The organism is Algoriphagus aquimarinus, assembly GCF_900112005.1.
In the GTDB taxonomy this organism is placed as follows: Bacteria; Bacteroidota; Bacteroidia; order Cytophagales; family Cyclobacteriaceae; genus Algoriphagus; species Algoriphagus aquimarinus.
This window is the reverse complement of sequence record NZ_FOKK01000026.1, coordinates 36,632-54,592: the sequence shown is the minus strand read 5'-3', so window position 1 is coordinate 54,592 and position 17,961 is coordinate 36,632. Positions and strand designations below refer to the sequence as shown.

At 40.3% G+C, this 17,961-nt stretch carries 14 protein-coding genes; all 14 read right to left on the bottom strand.

Translation table 11 applies throughout. The features are described from left to right. Positions 1-389 precede the first annotated feature (389 nt). Complete coding sequence (locus BM291_RS20765) at positions 390-584, bottom strand: DUF6728 family protein (RefSeq protein WP_092901550.1); 195 nt, start codon at positions 582-584, stop codon at positions 390-392. 106 nt (positions 585-690) lie between these two features. After that, entirely contained in the window at positions 691-2,673 is a 1,983-nt protein-coding gene (ispG, locus tag BM291_RS20760; protein WP_092901547.1) for a (E)-4-hydroxy-3-methylbut-2-enyl-diphosphate synthase, read from the bottom strand. 5 nt (positions 2,674-2,678) lie between these two features. Then, complete coding sequence (locus BM291_RS20755) at positions 2,679-3,383, bottom strand: SDR family oxidoreductase (RefSeq protein WP_092901544.1); 705 nt, start codon at positions 3,381-3,383, stop codon at positions 2,679-2,681. 63 nt (positions 3,384-3,446) lie between these two features. Continuing rightward, positions 3,447-6,911, bottom strand: coding sequence for a hypothetical protein (locus BM291_RS20750; protein ID WP_092901541.1), 3,465 nt, complete (start codon positions 6,909-6,911; stop codon positions 3,447-3,449). A 46-nt stretch (positions 6,912-6,957) separates the two neighbouring features. Further along, positions 6,958-10,662 (bottom strand): sensor histidine kinase, encoded by a 3,705-nt coding sequence (locus tag BM291_RS20745; protein WP_092901538.1) that lies wholly within the window; start codon positions 10,660-10,662, stop codon positions 6,958-6,960. Positions 10,663-10,718: 56 nt separating this feature from the next. Further along, positions 10,719-10,970 carry a hypothetical protein gene (locus BM291_RS20740; RefSeq protein WP_092901535.1) on the bottom strand — a complete coding sequence of 84 codons (252 nt, stop codon included), beginning with the start codon at positions 10,968-10,970 and terminating at the stop codon, positions 10,719-10,721. 109 nt (positions 10,971-11,079) lie between these two features. Next, positions 11,080-11,634 (bottom strand): DUF420 domain-containing protein, encoded by a 555-nt coding sequence (locus BM291_RS20735; RefSeq protein ID WP_092901532.1) that lies wholly within the window; start codon positions 11,632-11,634, stop codon positions 11,080-11,082. Next, positions 11,615-12,289 (bottom strand): SCO family protein, encoded by a 675-nt coding sequence (locus BM291_RS20730; protein WP_092901529.1) that lies wholly within the window; start codon positions 12,287-12,289, stop codon positions 11,615-11,617. Before BM291_RS20730 ends, BM291_RS20735 begins: the two co-directional genes overlap by 20 nt. 76 nt (positions 12,290-12,365) lie before the next feature. Continuing rightward, positions 12,366-12,698, bottom strand: coding sequence for a cytochrome C oxidase subunit IV family protein (locus BM291_RS20725; RefSeq protein WP_092901526.1), 333 nt, complete (start codon positions 12,696-12,698; stop codon positions 12,366-12,368). An 18-nt stretch (positions 12,699-12,716) separates the two neighbouring features. Next, a complete protein-coding gene (locus BM291_RS20720; protein WP_092901523.1) occupies positions 12,717-13,493 on the bottom strand; it encodes a cytochrome c oxidase subunit 3 in 777 nt (258 codons plus the stop codon). A gap of 27 nt (positions 13,494-13,520) precedes the next feature. Next, positions 13,521-14,102, bottom strand: coding sequence for a cytochrome c oxidase subunit 3 (locus BM291_RS20715; protein WP_092901520.1), 582 nt, complete (start codon positions 14,100-14,102; stop codon positions 13,521-13,523). Between the two features lie 2 nt (positions 14,103-14,104). After that, entirely contained in the window at positions 14,105-15,007 is a 903-nt protein-coding gene (cyoE, locus tag BM291_RS20710; protein ID WP_092901517.1) for a heme o synthase, read from the bottom strand. 2 nt (positions 15,008-15,009) lie between these two features. After that, positions 15,010-16,086: a COX15/CtaA family protein gene (locus tag BM291_RS20705; protein WP_092901514.1), complete on the bottom strand. Its 1,077-nt coding sequence runs from the start codon at positions 16,084-16,086 to the stop codon at positions 15,010-15,012. Further along, positions 16,070-17,953, bottom strand: coding sequence for a cytochrome c oxidase subunit I (locus BM291_RS20700; protein WP_092901511.1), 1,884 nt, complete (start codon positions 17,951-17,953; stop codon positions 16,070-16,072). Before BM291_RS20700 ends, BM291_RS20705 begins: the two co-directional genes overlap by 17 nt. Positions 17,954-17,961: the final 8 nt, after the last annotated feature.

Below are 17,961 nucleotides of genomic sequence, written 5' to 3'. Positions count from 1 at the left end.
TCTTGGACAGCTAATTCTCATTTTGAGCTTTATGTCCTTTGTTCCTTTTGTGGTTCAAAAATAATCTACCACAAAAGGCATAAAGAGAACAAAGATATTGGATAATGTATAGTCCTTTTTTAAACTATGAGAGCTATGTATCTATGTGGTTCTATAAAACTATTGCTTAATCGGTAAAACATTTCCCCCCTTATTTTGATCTATTGATAAAGCAATATGATCCAACTTACTTTTCAAGTGATGAGGAAAAAGGGCATTAGAATTATTATTAGCTAGAAAATATCGGCAGTCCGAAGACTCTATTTTTTTCGGTCAAAGTCAGGAGACTTAACTACTAATAGTTGCGCTTCGATAGCTATCGGGACTCCGCGGACCATGCGGTTAGACTCCTATATAAACCGTTTCACTATCCAAAAAATGATAGCCAATAGAAATACAACAATGGAAATCTTATTGATTCCGTGCATCATTCGCAAGTTGTAATTAGACTTCTGGTTGGGATCAGACTTTTGGAAAACCCGTACGAAGTAGTTTCCAAATTCACCCATATTAAAGAACCCTTTTACTTTATTGTTATCAGACATGGTTTGAATTTTTAATGGTTAACAGATTGGACTGGTAAATGGCTAACTCTATCCTTTGAGGTGCAACCCTTCAAGGTTTTTAAAACCTCGAAGGGTTCTATTAAAATTAAATAATCTCCGGTTCGTTCCACATGCCGTCTTCTTTGATGATTTCGATCAATTTATCTACGGCTTTCTCTGAAGGAACCGAACGCTTCATCACTTCCTTTCCTTTATAAAGTGTGATTTTTCCTTTCCCAGAACCAACATAGCCATAATCCGCATCTGCCATTTCTCCAGGACCATTTACGATACAACCCATGATACCGATCTTCACACCTTTCAGGTGATCAGTCCGCTTGCGGATCATCGCAGTAGTTTCCTGCAAGTCAAATAAGGTTCTACCACAAGAAGGACAGGAAATGTATTCAGTCTTGGACATTCGAGTTCTCGCTGCTTGAAGTACACCGAAACCAACAGAATTATGAAGTTTGATTTGCTCTAGAATTTCTTCACGAGAATGTTCTTGCTCTTTTTCCAAAGAAATAAAGATCCCATCACCCAATCCATCAATCAATAAGCCTCCTACATCCGTAGCGGCATAAAGCATCGTTTCATCCTGAGATTGATCTGGATAACTCACTTTTACGATCACAGGAATGTCAGACTCGGCTTCCAGCAAACTCACCAACGCTCTCCTCATCGCAGGCATTGCATGTTTATTGTCAGTTTTGAGGATAAGCACCGTGTCTTTTCTACCCGAAGCAAGTACTATAGCTTCAGCTATCTGATTATCATTAATTTCCAGAAAATTAACTTCCGCATGGTATTTCTCAGTAGTAGAAAACCCTACCAAATCAAACAGCGGAAACTTGTTTTGCTGATCAGTTCCCGTAGTCCAAATCGCTGAATCCTGTATTTCCTTCATGCCATTTGGAAGCATAAAAGGAATAGGATTGGATCCTGAATACACAAAATCACATCCCTGATCATTCATTTTCCACTTGTCCAATTCTGGCAAATAGAAATGTCCAACTGCCTTTATTTCCTTTTCAGAGATCTTCTCGATCTTAGAAATATCAGTAATTACTCTTGGGACATTATGTCCTCCAAAATTGTATATTTCCTCGCTATTGCGCTTGAAATGCTCGTATGGATTTACAGGATAGTCTTGAATAGGCTTGATCTCAGCATGTCCGGCACGGTTCGCATAGCGATCAATCAATGCTTTGGCAACTGGCGCTTCAAACTCAGGATCTTCAGTCAAGGAAACACGAACCGTATCTCCCAATCCGTCTTCCAGCAAAGTCCCGATCCCAACAGCCGATTTGATTCTACCGTCTTCCGCTTCTCCAGCTTCTGTAACTCCGAGGTGCAAAGGATAAGGCTTGAAGCCTCCTTGATCCAATTTCTCAACCAATAATCGATAAGCTTGAACCATCACTTGTGTGTTGGATGACTTCATCGAAATGACGATATCGAAGTAATTCTCGTCCTCACAGATCCTCAAAAACTCAAGCGCCGACTCCACCATTCCCAGGGGAGTGTCGCCATACCTGCTCATGATTCGATCAGAAAGAGAACCGTGATTGGTACCAATTCTCATCGCTGTTCCATGTTCCTTACAGATTTTCACCAAAGGCAAAAACCGCTCACGAATACGATCCAGCTCATCTTGATACGTGAGGTCTGTATATTCTATTACTTCAAATTTCTTCTTGTCCGCATAATTCCCTGGATTCACACGTACTTTTTCCACGATCCTCGCAGCTACTTCGGCTGCATTTGGAGTAAAGTGAATATCTGCAACCAACGGTGTATTGTAACCTCTTTTGCGAAGCCCATCCTTAATGTACCGAAGGTTCTCTGCTTCTTTGATACTAGGAGCGGTGATTCTTACCAACTCACAACCTGCTTCGATCATGCGGATACTTTGCTCGATTGAGCCTTCGGTGTCCATGGTATCGACGGTAGTCATGGATTGCACCACGATAGGATTATCTCCGCCGACGATGACGTCACCGATTTTCACCGGAATGGTTTTTCTCCTTGAATAACTCGTCAAGCTATCGCAATAAAGCTGATCTAATGATTTGATAAGTGGCTCCATGTGGGTTATATATCTCCTAATTGAGGTCGGATTACTATTTCTTCAACAACTGATTGGGGCGAAAGGTTATAGGCAGCCCATACACTTTCAGCCACATCTTCTGATTTCATGAATCTTTCGATAGGCAAATCAACTCCCTCCCAGCTTGAAGTATAAGTCGCTCCAGCAAGAATTGAGGTCACTTTGATCTGATGAGGTTTCAATTCCTCACGAAGGCATTTGGTCATGCCCAGCATTGCCCATTTGGACACAGCATAGCTTCCACCATTTGGGTAAGCCGTTAAGCCTGCTACTGATCCGATGCTGAAAATATGTCCAGATTTACGAGCGATCATTTCCTGAGCAAAACCTCGTGTCAAGTAATAAGCCGAGTACAAATTCGTCTCCATCATCAACTCGAAATTCCCTTCAGACTCATCATGAATAGTACCTGGGATAAATACGCCGGTATTATTCACCAATACATCAGGAATCCCTATAGTCTTGACTTCATTGACAAATCTAGTGACGTCTGCTTTTTTAGAAAGGTCTGCCTGGATTGCTAGCACCTTGATACCGCTATGTTTTTCTTCTAGAAAAGTCTTCAAACTAGCCAGATCAGCCTCATTTCGCGCGCAAGTGAAGATATCAAAACCCTCAGCAGCAAACCGCTCAATGATCGCTCTTCCTATTCCTTTGGTACCTCCAGTGACGAGGATGCTTTTGCTCATTTGATTCGTAGTTTAATAGTTAGTATGACAACTATTTAGCTTACGCAAAGTTACATTTTTTTATCAAAACAGAGCTGAAACTTGCATTCTCCCTACGTGCACAATACGATCCAATCCTTGAGAATTTCTGCCTTCATACACCAAGTTGAGTTGAAGGCCCTCTCCTATTTTCTGTAGCCAATTTACATTCCAGGTCAAATTAGTTCCTGGTGTCAAGGCTTGTAGCATTTCATAGCCTACCGGAGAATTAGACACGCCATTGTAATCGATCTGAATCAATTTCAAGTTACTTGTTAGGGTTGTCTTTACTGCCCTAGAAAAGCGAAGATCTAATCCTATTTGGTGTAGTTGAGCTTTTTCTTTGAATTCAATATTTGCCGTATTGACTTTTCCTGTGAAAAAGTAAGTTCCTGTAGTCCTGAAATATGGTGTTGGCTGCCAAGAGAACTCAGGGCCAATTTGATTTTGGGAAATCGTGTAGTTCCTATTGTCTAAGAAATCAGAAGAAGAAAGTCGATTACCTGTTCCAGCCAAAATCCTCAAAGTAGTTTGCCCACTGAAATTATACCGCGTATTCAACTTCCAATCTTTCTGAATCAAATCCTCAAAACCTCCAGAAAGCAACTGCTTGAATTGAGAATCGAAATACGATAAGTCAAATCCGTACTTCGCCGAAGCTCGATTGAAGAAAAAACTAGATCTAATAACTTGTCGAAGTGAGAGGATATCTTCTCGATTCACTCCACCCAAAAAGGGATTTATTCTATCCACAAAGTCGTCTGAAGTCACTTTTTTCTCCACACTCAGACTCGTGGTATTGGAGAACTTATGAAGAAAAGTCTGCAGGCCTCCAGCATCTTTCCATGCTTCTGGAAATTTAGCCTGAAATCTGTAATTCAAAATACTTGTGTAAGCCTGGATGTAAGTATCCGTCGGAACAAAAATCTTGATGTATTGTTTCTCTTCTGGGTTGATAGCCAAGTAAAACTCATTCAACTGCTGAACTCCATCTGCGTTATCGTCACGCCAAGTATGTGTACCATCACCATTTGGTGCAGGCAAAAAGACAAACTCGCGCTGCAACTCCCGTCCGTTTCCTATGGCATAGGAGATTTCATTTCGAATGAGGTTTTTACCCAAGCTTCCCTGATAATCCAACTTCCCCATTACGGTGAGCTCGGATTCTAGATCGCGCTGCAAATATTCCAGCTCACGATAAGTAAAGGTACTGCTTAGACTATGCTGAGTCCACTGCTTTCGGAAGGTGAAATTGGAAGTAAAAGCTCGGGTGTCATTTAGCAATTGCCCAGCAAATGGAGCTTTATCTTCTCTCCAGGCAGCATCTGCCAAGAAGGAATAGCTAAGTGAATCATTGCTTCGTAAATAGAGCAAATGCTGTTTAAAGTTCATCGCCGTGCTGACCACAGAGTCAGTCTCGGCATTTCTCAAGACATTCTGATCCAGAGAAAATTGATAGCCTGGAACGATGATTTTTGAATTATAACTCACATCACCCAAATAGCGAGTCCAATCAGAATTGAGCGAATCTTGCTTAGAATTCAACCGGAAGAATTCTTGCCTGATTCGGATTTTAGATCCCAATTGCAAATTCCAATTGGCAGAATGCTGCGTTCCATTCAGGACATTGGCTCTATTTCTAAGGTAAAAAAGATAATCAAAGCGATTGAGCGCATCTTTTGTAAAACCCACTCCAGCTCGGAAAAACTGCTCGGCAGCAGCGTTTTGCAACCCATCTTGGCTTAATCCCCAGTCTCGATCAAACTCAATGTATCTGAATCGATCTATGAAATTGAAGTTGGTGGAATTGTACTCGTATTCAGTCTGAGCTTTCATGGTATACCCCTTGAAAAGTGAGGATTCTCTGCCTTCACTTTGCAATCCTACTTTCATCCCCAGCCCTTGGTTGTCCAGATCATCTAACTCAGAAAAGAGATTTTGATCCGCCGACGAAAGTGCCAGTTCGGTATAAACCTTCTCATGTTCGTTCAGTTTGATTTTTGTACCTGCAGTCACCATTCGCTTGCTATCAGGAAGAGGAAGCTGGGACAAAATGGAGTAATTCCCTTGTGGCTGACCATTAAGACGCGGCACATATTCGTAAACCGTTCCATTGGATAATTGGCTAGCTCGTCTATAATCTCCCTGTCCAGCTCCAATTAGAGAGAACCCCAAATCATAATATGCCAATTCAGGATCATTGGAGTATTGATAATAAACGAATGGATTTCCAAAATCATCGAATTCGGTGACTTTAGCATATAAAATCCTATTCTTATCAAAGGCTACACTATCTATACGTGGAATTCTTGCTAGTTCTGCGCTATCTCCCACGGAAGCCATGAGTCCCAATTCCTGCTGAGAAAAATCAGTAAAAAGCGGACGGTTTCTATTGTCTTTCTCTTGGTAATAATTCAAGTAAACATCTACTTTCCCGTTTGACTGGGTGTGATTTGCTCCGATGATAGATCGGGAATAATTGCGTTCTGCATATTCAAAATCCACCCGAACTCGGGAATATTGTGTGATTAGCACTTTAGGAGTAAAAGTGATTTCTGCCTGATTATAATCAATCACATAATCTTCATTGAATCCACGCTTCAGTTGCTTTCCATCCAGAAATACCCGCTCGGAATTTGCCATGATGATAACAAATCGCTCATTATTTGGCCCACTAACTCTATATGGCCCGAGTACTCCTTCCAAAATCGGCAATTGAATTGACGCAAATTTACCTTTGGCGATAGAAGCAAAAGCTTGAGAACTGGCAGTCCAATTCTCATTCATTTTATACTTTGAAGTAAATTGAAGCCCTTGCACATTTTTGTAATAGCGCAGAAACTCAGATTCTCTTTGCCGCAACACCACGTCTCCAGCTGCCAAGCTGAAATCATCATTATAAAGCTCGATCAGTACATTATCGAAATCCTGGATTTGCTGGGTATTTCCCTCTGGCTGGAAAGGAACATTTTGATCCGTGATGCTTGCACGAATCTTTAGGTTTTCAGAAATATCACCTTCAAGCTGAAGGTTTAGCGCCGAGTTGACGAATACATTTTGAGTATTTCCGAAGGAAATCCCACGTGTAAGACTTCCTGATTTATAAAGGTTGTTTGTAGGGAAAAGCTCCTCCCGAAAGTCAAAGGCAGGCAATTCTGACATTCGGTTATCCTTGAACCGGGCTGTGGAGTCATAATCTGCAAACAAAGTTCTGTGGGCAATTGGCTGATCAAGACGTAGTGAAAAAGTCCGATAGCAAAGCAAAAGTGAATCTGGAATAGATTCAACATCAAAAATCACCTGAAGTTTATTTGTGCTGAGCTCATACTTGAAGTCATACGAGGCCCCATTTTTATCAGTTATCCTCAGGGTCTCCTCAAGTACCGAAAGCGAATCTACTACCGTTGGATTAACAAAACCCCTTGGATCTACCCATCGGCATTTCTCCTGAGCTTTTACCGAAGTAAAAAAGCCAAGCAATAAAACCCAGAAAAGTAGCCAAACTCTCATGCTCACTCAGAAACGCCTTTTGATTTGAAGGTAGTAAAAAGATGAATTAACCCATCAATGGAAAGGTGAGATAGAATGTGGTTCCTTTCCCAAGCTCAGTTTCAAACCAGATTTTGCCGCCAGCTGTCTCTACTCCACTTTTTGCGATAGCCAATCCTAAACCAGACCCTGTAGACTTGGTGGAGAAATTAGGAATGAAAATCTTATCCTTCAAGTCCTCAGAAATCCCTTTTCCGTTGTCTGTGATTTCAAGGAAAACAGCCTGATCGGTCATCCAAAGCCAAATTCTAATAACAGGTTTCACACCCGGTTCCACAGCTTGAATACCATTAATAACCAAATTGGATATTACTCTTCCGAAAAGCTTATCATCTCCCATAATTGGGATATGCTGTGTAAAGGAATCGTCCTGAAAAATCAATTCAACCTGCTGATCACCACTAAATAGCTCTAGGACCTGATTCAGCACTGATTTGAAATTCATCAATTCATTATTCGGTAGAGGCATTTTGGCAAAAGTGGAAAAAGATGACGCAATACCACTTAGTGCATCCACTTGGTGAATCAACGTTTCCAATGATCTTTTTAGCTTTTCCGCATCATCTAACCTACCCGCTTCTTGAAGGCGAATCAAGTGCTGCAAAGTAAGCTTCATCGGAGTCAATGGATTCTTGATCTCATGGGCAACTTGCTTCGCCATCTCACGCCAGGCAGATTCTTTCTCTGTAGAGGCAAGCACTTTCTTAGAATTTTCCAGTTTGAAAAGCATGTTGTTGTATTCATTAACCAACAAGCCAATTTCATCTTTAGAACCCCAATACATAGGCTCGTTATTCTCCAAATTAGTAGCTTTTAGCTTTTGCGTAAGCAACTTAAAGGGAAAAGTAAGATTGGTCGAAACAAAGTAGGAAACGAATAAGAACAGAATGAAAATCACAACAAAGGCATTGAAGATATTACTCAACACATCTGCGATCAGCGTATTCAATTCTGTTTCTGATTCAAAAAAGGGCACAGCCAAAATCCCTAAATTCTCTTGGCTAGCCGTAGCAGGAATAGAAAGATAAACTGCCTTATACCGTAGCTTTCCAATTTGCTCTTCCGCCAGATACTGACTTTGCCCCATTTCCTCGATTTCGGCTATTGCTTTTGGATTGATGAGTGGAGCCAGTATTTTCTTGTCAAAAATATTGGGACGGTTAGTAGACTCTAGCTTGCCCGACACATTGTACAGGTGAATATCACTTGCGGTTGTATTGGCGAGCTCATTCACCTCTTCATTAAGCTCATCGCTGTCCACATCAGCAGGTTTTTGGTTATTCAGAAAGCTCCCCAAATTCCCTCTGATCAAAGCTGCTTTTTGTATATACTGACGGTCTAAATCCTCGCGATAGCTATTTGCCAATAATCCTATAGTGATGATACTGATAATAATAATCGGGAAGAAGAAAGCGAAATTGAGGTAAAGTTGAAGCTTAGTAGAATAATTGAACTCAAAATTCCTCACTCCTGTAAACAAGGTGTTGATCAAGATGGTCAAAAAGGTCATGATCACGAAAAGCACAAAAAACAACGAAATATTACCAAAGAAATGAGCTAGAGGGACATTTCTTGAAGAAACTATAATCAGCTCTTCTCCATTTTTTATTCCAAAATGATGATATCCGTTTTGATGAACTCCCTCAATCAACAAAGCATTTCGTGTCAAAACTCGTTCAAACCCCTTGCTCATGTAATTAAATGAACCTGAGTTTCTTATGAACTCCCCTTCTTTGAAAATAGCATAATCATAAAGGACAGGATCTAGCTTGTCGTTGTACTTCTTATCCAAAAGCAATTTAGGATATACACTTGTCGGCTGTACACGTAGCTGTCGAAGTTCAAGAAAGATTGTTCCTAGGGATGAACCTTCTTTGCTCATCGGAACAAAAGCGATAAAACGATTTCCACTGTTAGACTCATTACCACGTATAAAATACAGATCCTTTACACTAGTAGCATAATCGCTTTTGATAAATTCCAATCGCATCTCCTTGAGGCTCTCGTCTGCTCCTGCCCCTTGTATTTGCTGCCCTGCAGTATTGAAAATACGGAGCTGAACTTCAAACTGATCAAAGTAATTATCCAGATAAATCCGCCGTATTTTAGTTGCTATAGGTTCTTTAGAGAAAAGTGGATCAGCTATTCTATTTTGAATGAATAAATCATTCTTGATACGTGTGAAAATTTCTCCTAAGAAAAACTCAGTCATCACATCATTTTCGATGAGATTTTGATTTGCAAATCGAGTTTTAGATTGAATTAATTCACCTTTCTCCGTCTGAAAAATGCTTATCCCCGCGATAGTCGCTGTCACCAGACAGGCAAAGAAGAACGTTAGGAATGTATCTAAACCGAGTTTAAATGCATTTTTGAATAGCTCCAAACGAATGATAGTGACCAAAAACGCGAGGTGAATCAGCCAAACAACTGCTCCCCAGATGGTAAAAAAGAATAATAAGCCCGCGACAGGAATGCCAATTATCGCTATCCATTTATAATACTCTTGCTTGCGCTGATTGATCTCTAAAAGCAAACTTAAAAGTGTCAGCGAAAGTAAAACGTAAATAGCACCCCAAAGGAAAAGCATGAAAAAGCTAATCCCTTTGAATAAATCAAATTGGGGAATGGAACTGATATCTAATGCCCACTGTGAATTGATAATCAAATCCCGGGGTAGAGACCATACCATGTACACACAACCCGAGCTCACTAGTAATGAGAAAATAAAAAAGACATGAAACTCATTAGGAGTTTTGAGTACTTTAATCTTTTCATGCATCGTCTTTGATGCTAGCTGGTAGATCACCATAGCTAAAATCAAAACTGCACAGAGCGTATTGATCAATAAATCTCCCAAACTCGGGTTAAACCACGATGATGCATAATTAGCTACATCGAACAATGCCAAATTGAGGTAGTTCCCTGGAAAATCGAGCAATAGCATCATCATTCTAAATGCTCCAAGGACAAAAATTGCGTACCCGATTGCCTGCCATCTTCTCCCAGACTTCCACTTGCTCAACACAAAATCAGAGCTTAAAATAAAGTAAAGCAGAAAGACTGAAGTAAAAAAAATCAAGATTGCAGGATTTACCACCCTGCCCGCCGGACTGTAACCAAACAAGAAATTGATCCCAAAAAGAGGTATGCCAGCAGGGTTCTTAACTATGGATGTGGCTTCATCAGGATTGGTAAAAAGCTCGAATCGACCATTCCCAAAGATGGATGGATTTGCTCCAGTGATCAGGTAGTTGTTTTCAATATTTCCCGGCCAAATCAAACGAAGTACATGAAGCATGACATATTCAGCACCATTTCTTTTGACTTTTCGAGTCTTTAGTAGAAGCGTACCATAAGGGTCTTCTAGCAATTGATACTCCTTCAAGAGATCTACTTGAGAGAAATCCAGTGTTAGCGTAAAATCTGACCAATACAACAGGTCTTTTTCTGGACTAAGAATAAAAAAAGGATGTCGATGAATAGGTGTACTAATTTGACCAAAACTTAAACTGTCATCAGGTCTGATATCCATGAGAATTTGAATGAAATCCTCATCAAATTCCTTATCAACAGCTTGAACACGATCCTGCAAAGCTTGCAAATAAGTATCCTGTTCATTTTTCTGGAAGAAAAAGAAATTAAGGATCAATACGGCAAGAAGAGAGAAAATACTGATCAAGATGATCAGGCGGCGGGAATCATGCTTCATTTAGATGTAAAATAAAAAAAGCAAAGTCCTTGATCAAACTTTGCTCCTCTATTCATTTAATGCAAGGCTAATTTAGCCTTCCTTTTTTTAGCATTTCGGTACCAGAAAAAGCCCAACACCATCGCTATTAGGTATGGCATCACAAAAAGGTACATAATTCCAAGATTCAATCCAGCTCCAATGCTGGTATCTCCATTGCTTACATTGTTTTCTACAGATGCTCGACACATGGCACACTGAGCAAAGCTTGCAGTATGAAATAGAAAAGCGACGAATGTAAAGAATCCTATTTTGAGTGCTTTTTTCATAGGTTAACCTAGTTAATTTCTTTTGTCCACAGACCCTACCCCGAACTTGTCTGCCTCAGGAGGGCTGGATTTCGTATTCTTTCTTACGATTTAAGAAGAAAGTAGGTTTTCAATGGACATAATAAGGACTGATCATCAAGTAAACTATCACACCAGTGACGGTCACATAAAGCCAGATCGGAAATGCAAATTTAACAACTTTTCTGTGCTTCACACGCTGATCTGTATATCCGTAGTAATACGCAAACAGAATTGGGAAAAGTGCAACTGCAGCCAAGACGATATGGGTAAGCAGGAAGAAATAATAGAAGCTACGAACCATCCCCTCGCCTCCAAATGATGTGCTTTCTGCTGCAGCATGATATATCACATAGGACACCAGAAATATCGCACCCAAACCAAATGCTACAGTCATTGAAGCACGGTGATATGGGATATTTCCATTTTTGATAAATAAGAATCCAGCTATCAGAGCAAGAGTTGCTGCAGTATTCATCACTGCATTCAAGTGAGGTAGAAAATAAACCCAATCTGCACCTAAGTCAAGTTTAGCTGGCATAAATATAAGCACTGCCACAGCTACTGGGATAATTACGGAAATGGCGATAATCCACCCTTTCACTTTACCCTCGTTTTCTAACAAACTATTCTTCTTCGCTTGCATGTAATAGTACTTTAGTCTCCAACATCAATAAATCCACATCCTCACGAGATGTTCCACTGTAATAACCTCTGATTCGTCCCAATTCGTCCACTAGCACAAACTTATCACTATGGACAAAATCATCCGGAACTCCCAAGCCATCCACACTAGGAATAATAAAGCCACACTTGGCTAGATCATAAGTTTCTTGGACTCCACCAGTAAGGAAATTCCACTTACCCGCTTCCGCATGATGCTCTTCAGCATATTCTTTTAGAATTTCAGGGGTATCAAAGGTTGGGTCTATACTGATGGACATGATCTGAACTTGATCATACTCACGGAACATATCATTCACACGCTCCATTTCAGAAGACATCTTAGGGCAGATACTTGGACATGAGGTAAAGAAAAAGTCTACTATGGTGATCTTTCCTTCCATATCTGTTCTTCCCACTATCTCGCCCTCCTGATTGGTGAAGGAAAATTCTGGAATATAATGCTGAGTAGTATCAGCGATAGGGCATTCTCTAAAAGGGTTATCAACCCCCTTTTCAAAAAAGACAGGTATGTCGTAATTATTGGTTCCAAAGCCTTTAAGAAACAGGAAAATCAAAATGGGCACCAAAAGGATACATACCAATACAAATCCTTGCAATATTCTTATACTTCTCATAATAATTAGCTAACAAAAAAGAAGGTCAAAGTGTCCCACTTCAACCTTCTTTTTAATACATCTATAGAAATTCTGATTAAAACCAGCGCAGTGAAAATATATCTGAGCCTTCTTTAATAAGCACTATTATAAGCCAGAATAAAAATGCGATAGGAACAAGAATGGAATAGATCAAAGGCTTAACCTCGTCACCAAGGTGCATGAATTCCATCATGATATATTTTGCTTTCCATATTGTCAAAGCCATGAACAAAACATAAAGGATAATCCCTCTAGGCATTGTAAAAGCCATCACAAATTCTGCAGCCGTAATAGCAAGCAAAATCAAAGCTGTTTTCCAGATTTTCTTAATCTTATCATCGTTCCTAGGAACAACGTTAAGAGTTGATTTATTTTCTTGAATATCCATAATTCTAATAGTTATAGCTTAGATCAGGTAGAATAAAGTAAATACAAAGACCCATACTAGGTCAACAAAGTGCCAGTATAAACCGACTTTCTCTACCATTTCGTAGTGACCTCTTCGATCGTAAACTCCTACTGCTGCTTGATAAAACACCATGAAAAGAAGGACGACTCCGATAGTTACGTGGAAACCATGAAATCCGGTAATGAAAAAGAATAGGTTGGCAAATGAAGCCGGACCATATTCATTGACAAGCAAATTCGCTCCAAATACGGTTTCAGTCACATTCTGACTAATGCCATTGATATAGTTCAAAACAGCACCTGCTTCTGACCCATGGATAAAGTGATTCCACTCCCAAGCTTGACAGCCCAAGAAAGTAATACCTCCTAGCAGCGTCCAAAGCATCCATTTAACCACATCATTTCTGTCATTTCTATGACCAGCCTCTACAGCCAATACCATTGTAACAGAACTTGCAATCAAGATGAAGGTCATCAAACCAACAAACACTAGAGGTGCATGAACACCATGCACGAATGGAATAGCATCAAATACCAATTCAGGAATTGGCCAGTATTCATTGGAACCTACAAACTCCTTGGCAGGTCCAGCATAAGCGGGATAACTGACACGAATTGAAAGGTAAGTAATCAAAAAAGCGGCAAAAGTAAAGATATCCGAAAGAAGGAAAAACCACATCATGAGTTTTCCATAACTGGCTTTGAGTGGTTCGTTACCACCTCCCCAGACGCCTCTTTTCGAGCTTACTCCTATAGCAGTAGAATGCGTAGACATAAGATATTGATTTGTACTTGGTTAATTTTAATGATTCAAAAGCAAAAACATAAAGAGATATAACCACAATGCAGCTAGAAAATGCCAGAACGTAGTGGCCATTTCAAGTGTATTCATAGACTTGGAATGCACTTTATATCTAAAGGTCGAAATTAATACAATAATCAGAAATATCACACCGCTGATCAAGTGAACAGCGTGCAATCCTGTGAATACGTAGAGAAATGATCCAGAAGGATTACCTACGAAGAACACATTTTCATCTACCAACGCTACCCAGCTGTACCACTGACCAACAAGGAAAGCAATTCCAAACAAGACAGCTAGGCCTAGACCAATTCTAAGTCCAGCTAGATTATCCTTCTTAGCAGCTGAATAAGCATACTGAAGGCAAATGCTACTTACGATGACAATTCCTGAAGTGTACCAGAAAATAGTAGGTAGATCATATTCTAGCCAGTTACCTTCTGATTGTCTTACTATATAAGCACTGGTAAGTGCAGCAAAGATCATCACTATAGTCACTAAGAAAAGCCATAGCGCAAACTTCTTAGGGTGCATTGCAATAGGCTGATCTACTAAATCGACGTATTTAAGTTCTTTTTCCATCGTTACGGTAATTTATCCAATAAGTAAGCGATCTGTACGATAGGTAGGTACAAAAAGGAACCAAACATAATTCTCAACGCAGATTTGCGTGAGCAATCTTTCATCAAGGAGAAGGTCTGCGCTAGGAACAACACGCCACACACAGTCGCTACTATACCCGATGTCATTCCTGTCAGTCCAAAATAGCTTGGTAGCAATCCTAGAGGTAATAGGAACAAGGTGTAAATCATTATTTGAATAGCAGTGTTTAAATCCTTACCACCGCCACTTGGCAATAGTTTGAATCCAGCTGCTTTGTAATCTTCGTCTCCTACCCATGCAATAGCCCAGAAATGAGGGAACTGCCAGATAAATTGTATTCCGAAAATAATCAAGGCTTCGTGGGTAATCGCTCCTGTAGCTGCTGTCCAGCCCAAAAGCGGAGGCAATGCACCAGGAATAGCTCCAACAAAAACTGCTATAGGACCGACTCTCTTCAATGGTGTATATACAAATACATAAAGCACCATACTTAACACTCCTAACCAAGTGGTCAATGGATTAGTAAAGTACCAAAGCAATCCTACACCAAGTACGGCAACTATGGATGTAACCCAAAGTGCTTCTTGAAGGGAAATAAGTTTTAAGGGAAGTGGGCGATTTTGGGTTCGCTTCATCAGCTTATCCAAATCACGCTCCAAGATCTCGTTTGCAGCACAGGATGCGCCACTGATCAGGAATCCGCCAAGCGCCAACCCAATAAAACCAGGCCAGCCAAAGCTAACGCCTCGATCTCCAAGTATGTAGCCGAATACTGCTGAGAAGGTAACCAAAGCTGAAAGCCTCAATTTGATCAACTCAGCGTAAGCTTTGATCTTGCTTACTACTAAACTACTTATATGGTCAGTTACTTCAACTGTCCTCATGATCAATTTGTATTTAATCGAAACTGAATGTTTTCTCTGATTTCAAGTAGCAAAATGACTTGCACACCAATAATAAGAGAACCTAATAAGAGATGGATAGGCTGAAGAAATGCAGGGATACCAAAGTATGCCATTGCCATTCCTGTAGCTATTTCCAGTATAATCAGAATCATCAAGACCTGAGACCAAAGATCAACTTGAGATCTTCTTAGCGTGTACTTAAACGCCCAAAAGAAATACAAAACATGGATTCCAAGCAGAATTATGGAGAAGGACCTATGAATAAGGAAATCTAACCCAATTCGACCAACCCATTCATCTCTAAGCATATCTCCAAGAGAAGAAGAGATAATATCAATCTGCTCCCTAACCTGTGTGCCTAGAACTATCTGAATAAGCATTAAGATAGTACCTACCAATAATACCAATTCAATCCTTTTAGGCACTTCCATTTTCACCCCCCTACTTTTGATCAACCTCCCCGATCTATGATAGACATAGATCAATAGAGAAACCAGCAACAACGCCAGCATCATGTGGAATGTGATCATCCAGTGAAGCAAATTGGTAGAAACTACAATAGAGCCAATCCAACCAATGAAAATCACAAGGATAAGGTTGAAAACAGATAGAATAGTAACCCATTTATCCATCTTACGAAGTGGAAATGACTTCCAAACAGTAAGAATGATCAATAACCCTATCACTACGCCAGCCAATCGATTCAGATATTCAATCCAAGTTTTCACCGCATTAAACTCTTCTTCGATAAGAATTGACTTATCGTTAGCTATTTCTTTAGCCTTTTCTGAGAATCCTAATTTTTCAAGTGTTGCCACGAACCGTTCGTTCTTGGCTAATCTTTTATTGAGATAAATCTCCTGATAATTTACTGGTAGCTGATCCACACTTGTAGGAGGAATGAAGCTACCAAAGCATTTCGGCCAATCGGGACATCCCATTCCAGAACCGGAACTACGTACTATCCCACCGATAAGAATCAGTGCATAAACAGCTATCACCGTGATCACACTCACACGGCGAAAGCTCTTTATAGATTTGTTAATGCTTTGCTTCATTAGAAACCAAAACGTCCTCTTCTTCTTTCATAATTTCCAACTCAACTTTCACCAACTCCTGCTCATGCGGAAGGTTAGATTCTGGAGTAGCAGAAAGAGGAACAGTCTGAGGAATGAAATCCTCCTCAGCGCCAGGCTTAGAATAATCGTATGGCCATCTGTAAACAGAAGGTATTTCACCTGGCCAGTTACCGTGACCTGGATGAAGTGGAGTAGTCCACTCAAGTGTATTTGACTGCCAAGGATTCAATGTTGCCTTTCTACCTTTATACATAGAGTAGAAGAAGTTGAACAAGAAGATGAACTGAGCAGCGAAAGTAATGATAGCAGCTACAGACACGAACATATTCAAGTCCGTGTACATATTCGTAAAGTCAAAGTTCGTGAACGTGTAATATCTTCTTGGGAATCCCGCAATACCAATGTAGTGCATTGGGAAGAATACCATGTAAACACCTACGAAAGTGATCCAGAAGTGAATGTATCCCAATTTGGCATCCATCATTCTTCCAAACATCTTAGGGAACCAATGGTATACACCTGCAATCATTCCAAAGAAGGAAGCAGAACCCATCACCAAGTGAAAGTGAGCTACTACGAAGTATGTATCATGCAATTGAATATCAATAGCTGAGCTACCTAGGAAAATACCGGTCAATCCACCAGAGATAAAGAAGGACACAAGCCCTATCGAGAACAACATAGCTGGAGTGAAGATCAAGTTACCTCTCCATAGTGTAGTCAGGTAGTTGAACACTTTTACCGCAGAAGGTACTGCAATGATCAAAGTCAAGAACATGAAGATAGATCCCAAGAAAGGGTTCATACCTGACACGAACATGTGGTGAGCCCAAACCACGAAGGAAAGAACTGTAATACCAAGCAAGGAGATAATCATCGCCTTGTATCCAAAAATTGGCTTTCTAGAGTTAGTAGCAATTACTTCAGAGGTAATACCCAATGCAGGTAGCAATACGATGTAAACTTCAGGGTGACCTAAGAACCAGAACAAATGCTGGTACAATACTGGGCTACCACCGGTGTTAGGAAGTGCTTCTCCACCGATATAGATATCAGAAAGGTAGAATGATGTACCAAAGCTTCTATCAAATACAAGTAACAATGCGGCTGCAAACAAAACTGGGAATGACAAAAGACCGATAACTGCAGTCAGGAAGAATGCCCAGATAGTCAAAGGAAGCTTTGAGAAAGACATCCCTTTTGTTCTCAGGTTAATAACCGTAGTAATGTAGTTGATACCTCCCATTAGAGAAGATGCGATAAAGAAGGTCATCGCTACCAACCAAAGAGTCATACCCAATCCTGATCCGGGTATAGCTTGCTCCAATGCAGATAGAGGTGGATAAACCACCCAACCACCTGAAGCAGGTCCTGTCTTTAGGAATAAGGAGATAAACATGATCACACCGGAAAGGAAAAATAACCAGTAAGAAAGCATATTCATAAATCCAGAAGCCATATCTCTAGCTCCGATTTGTAAAGGAATCAGGAAGTTGGAGAATGTACCACTCAAACCTGCCGTCAACACAAAGAATACCATGATGGTACCGTGCATTGTCACCAAGGCCAAATAGAATGTAGGATCCAAGTGACCAGTCTCATCAATCCATCCACCTAAAATAGGGCGAAGGAAAGACATGTCCATTTCAGGAAAACCTAATTGAAGTCTGAAAAGAACTGAAAGGAAACCACCCAAAAGAGCCCAAAACATACCTGTCACCAGGTACTGCTTCGCGATCATTTTGTGATCCTGAGAGAATATATATTTTGTTACAAAATTATCATGATGCTCATGATCACCGTGATCGTGTGCTGCGCCATGATTTGCGACAGATGCTGTAGACATAATCTATA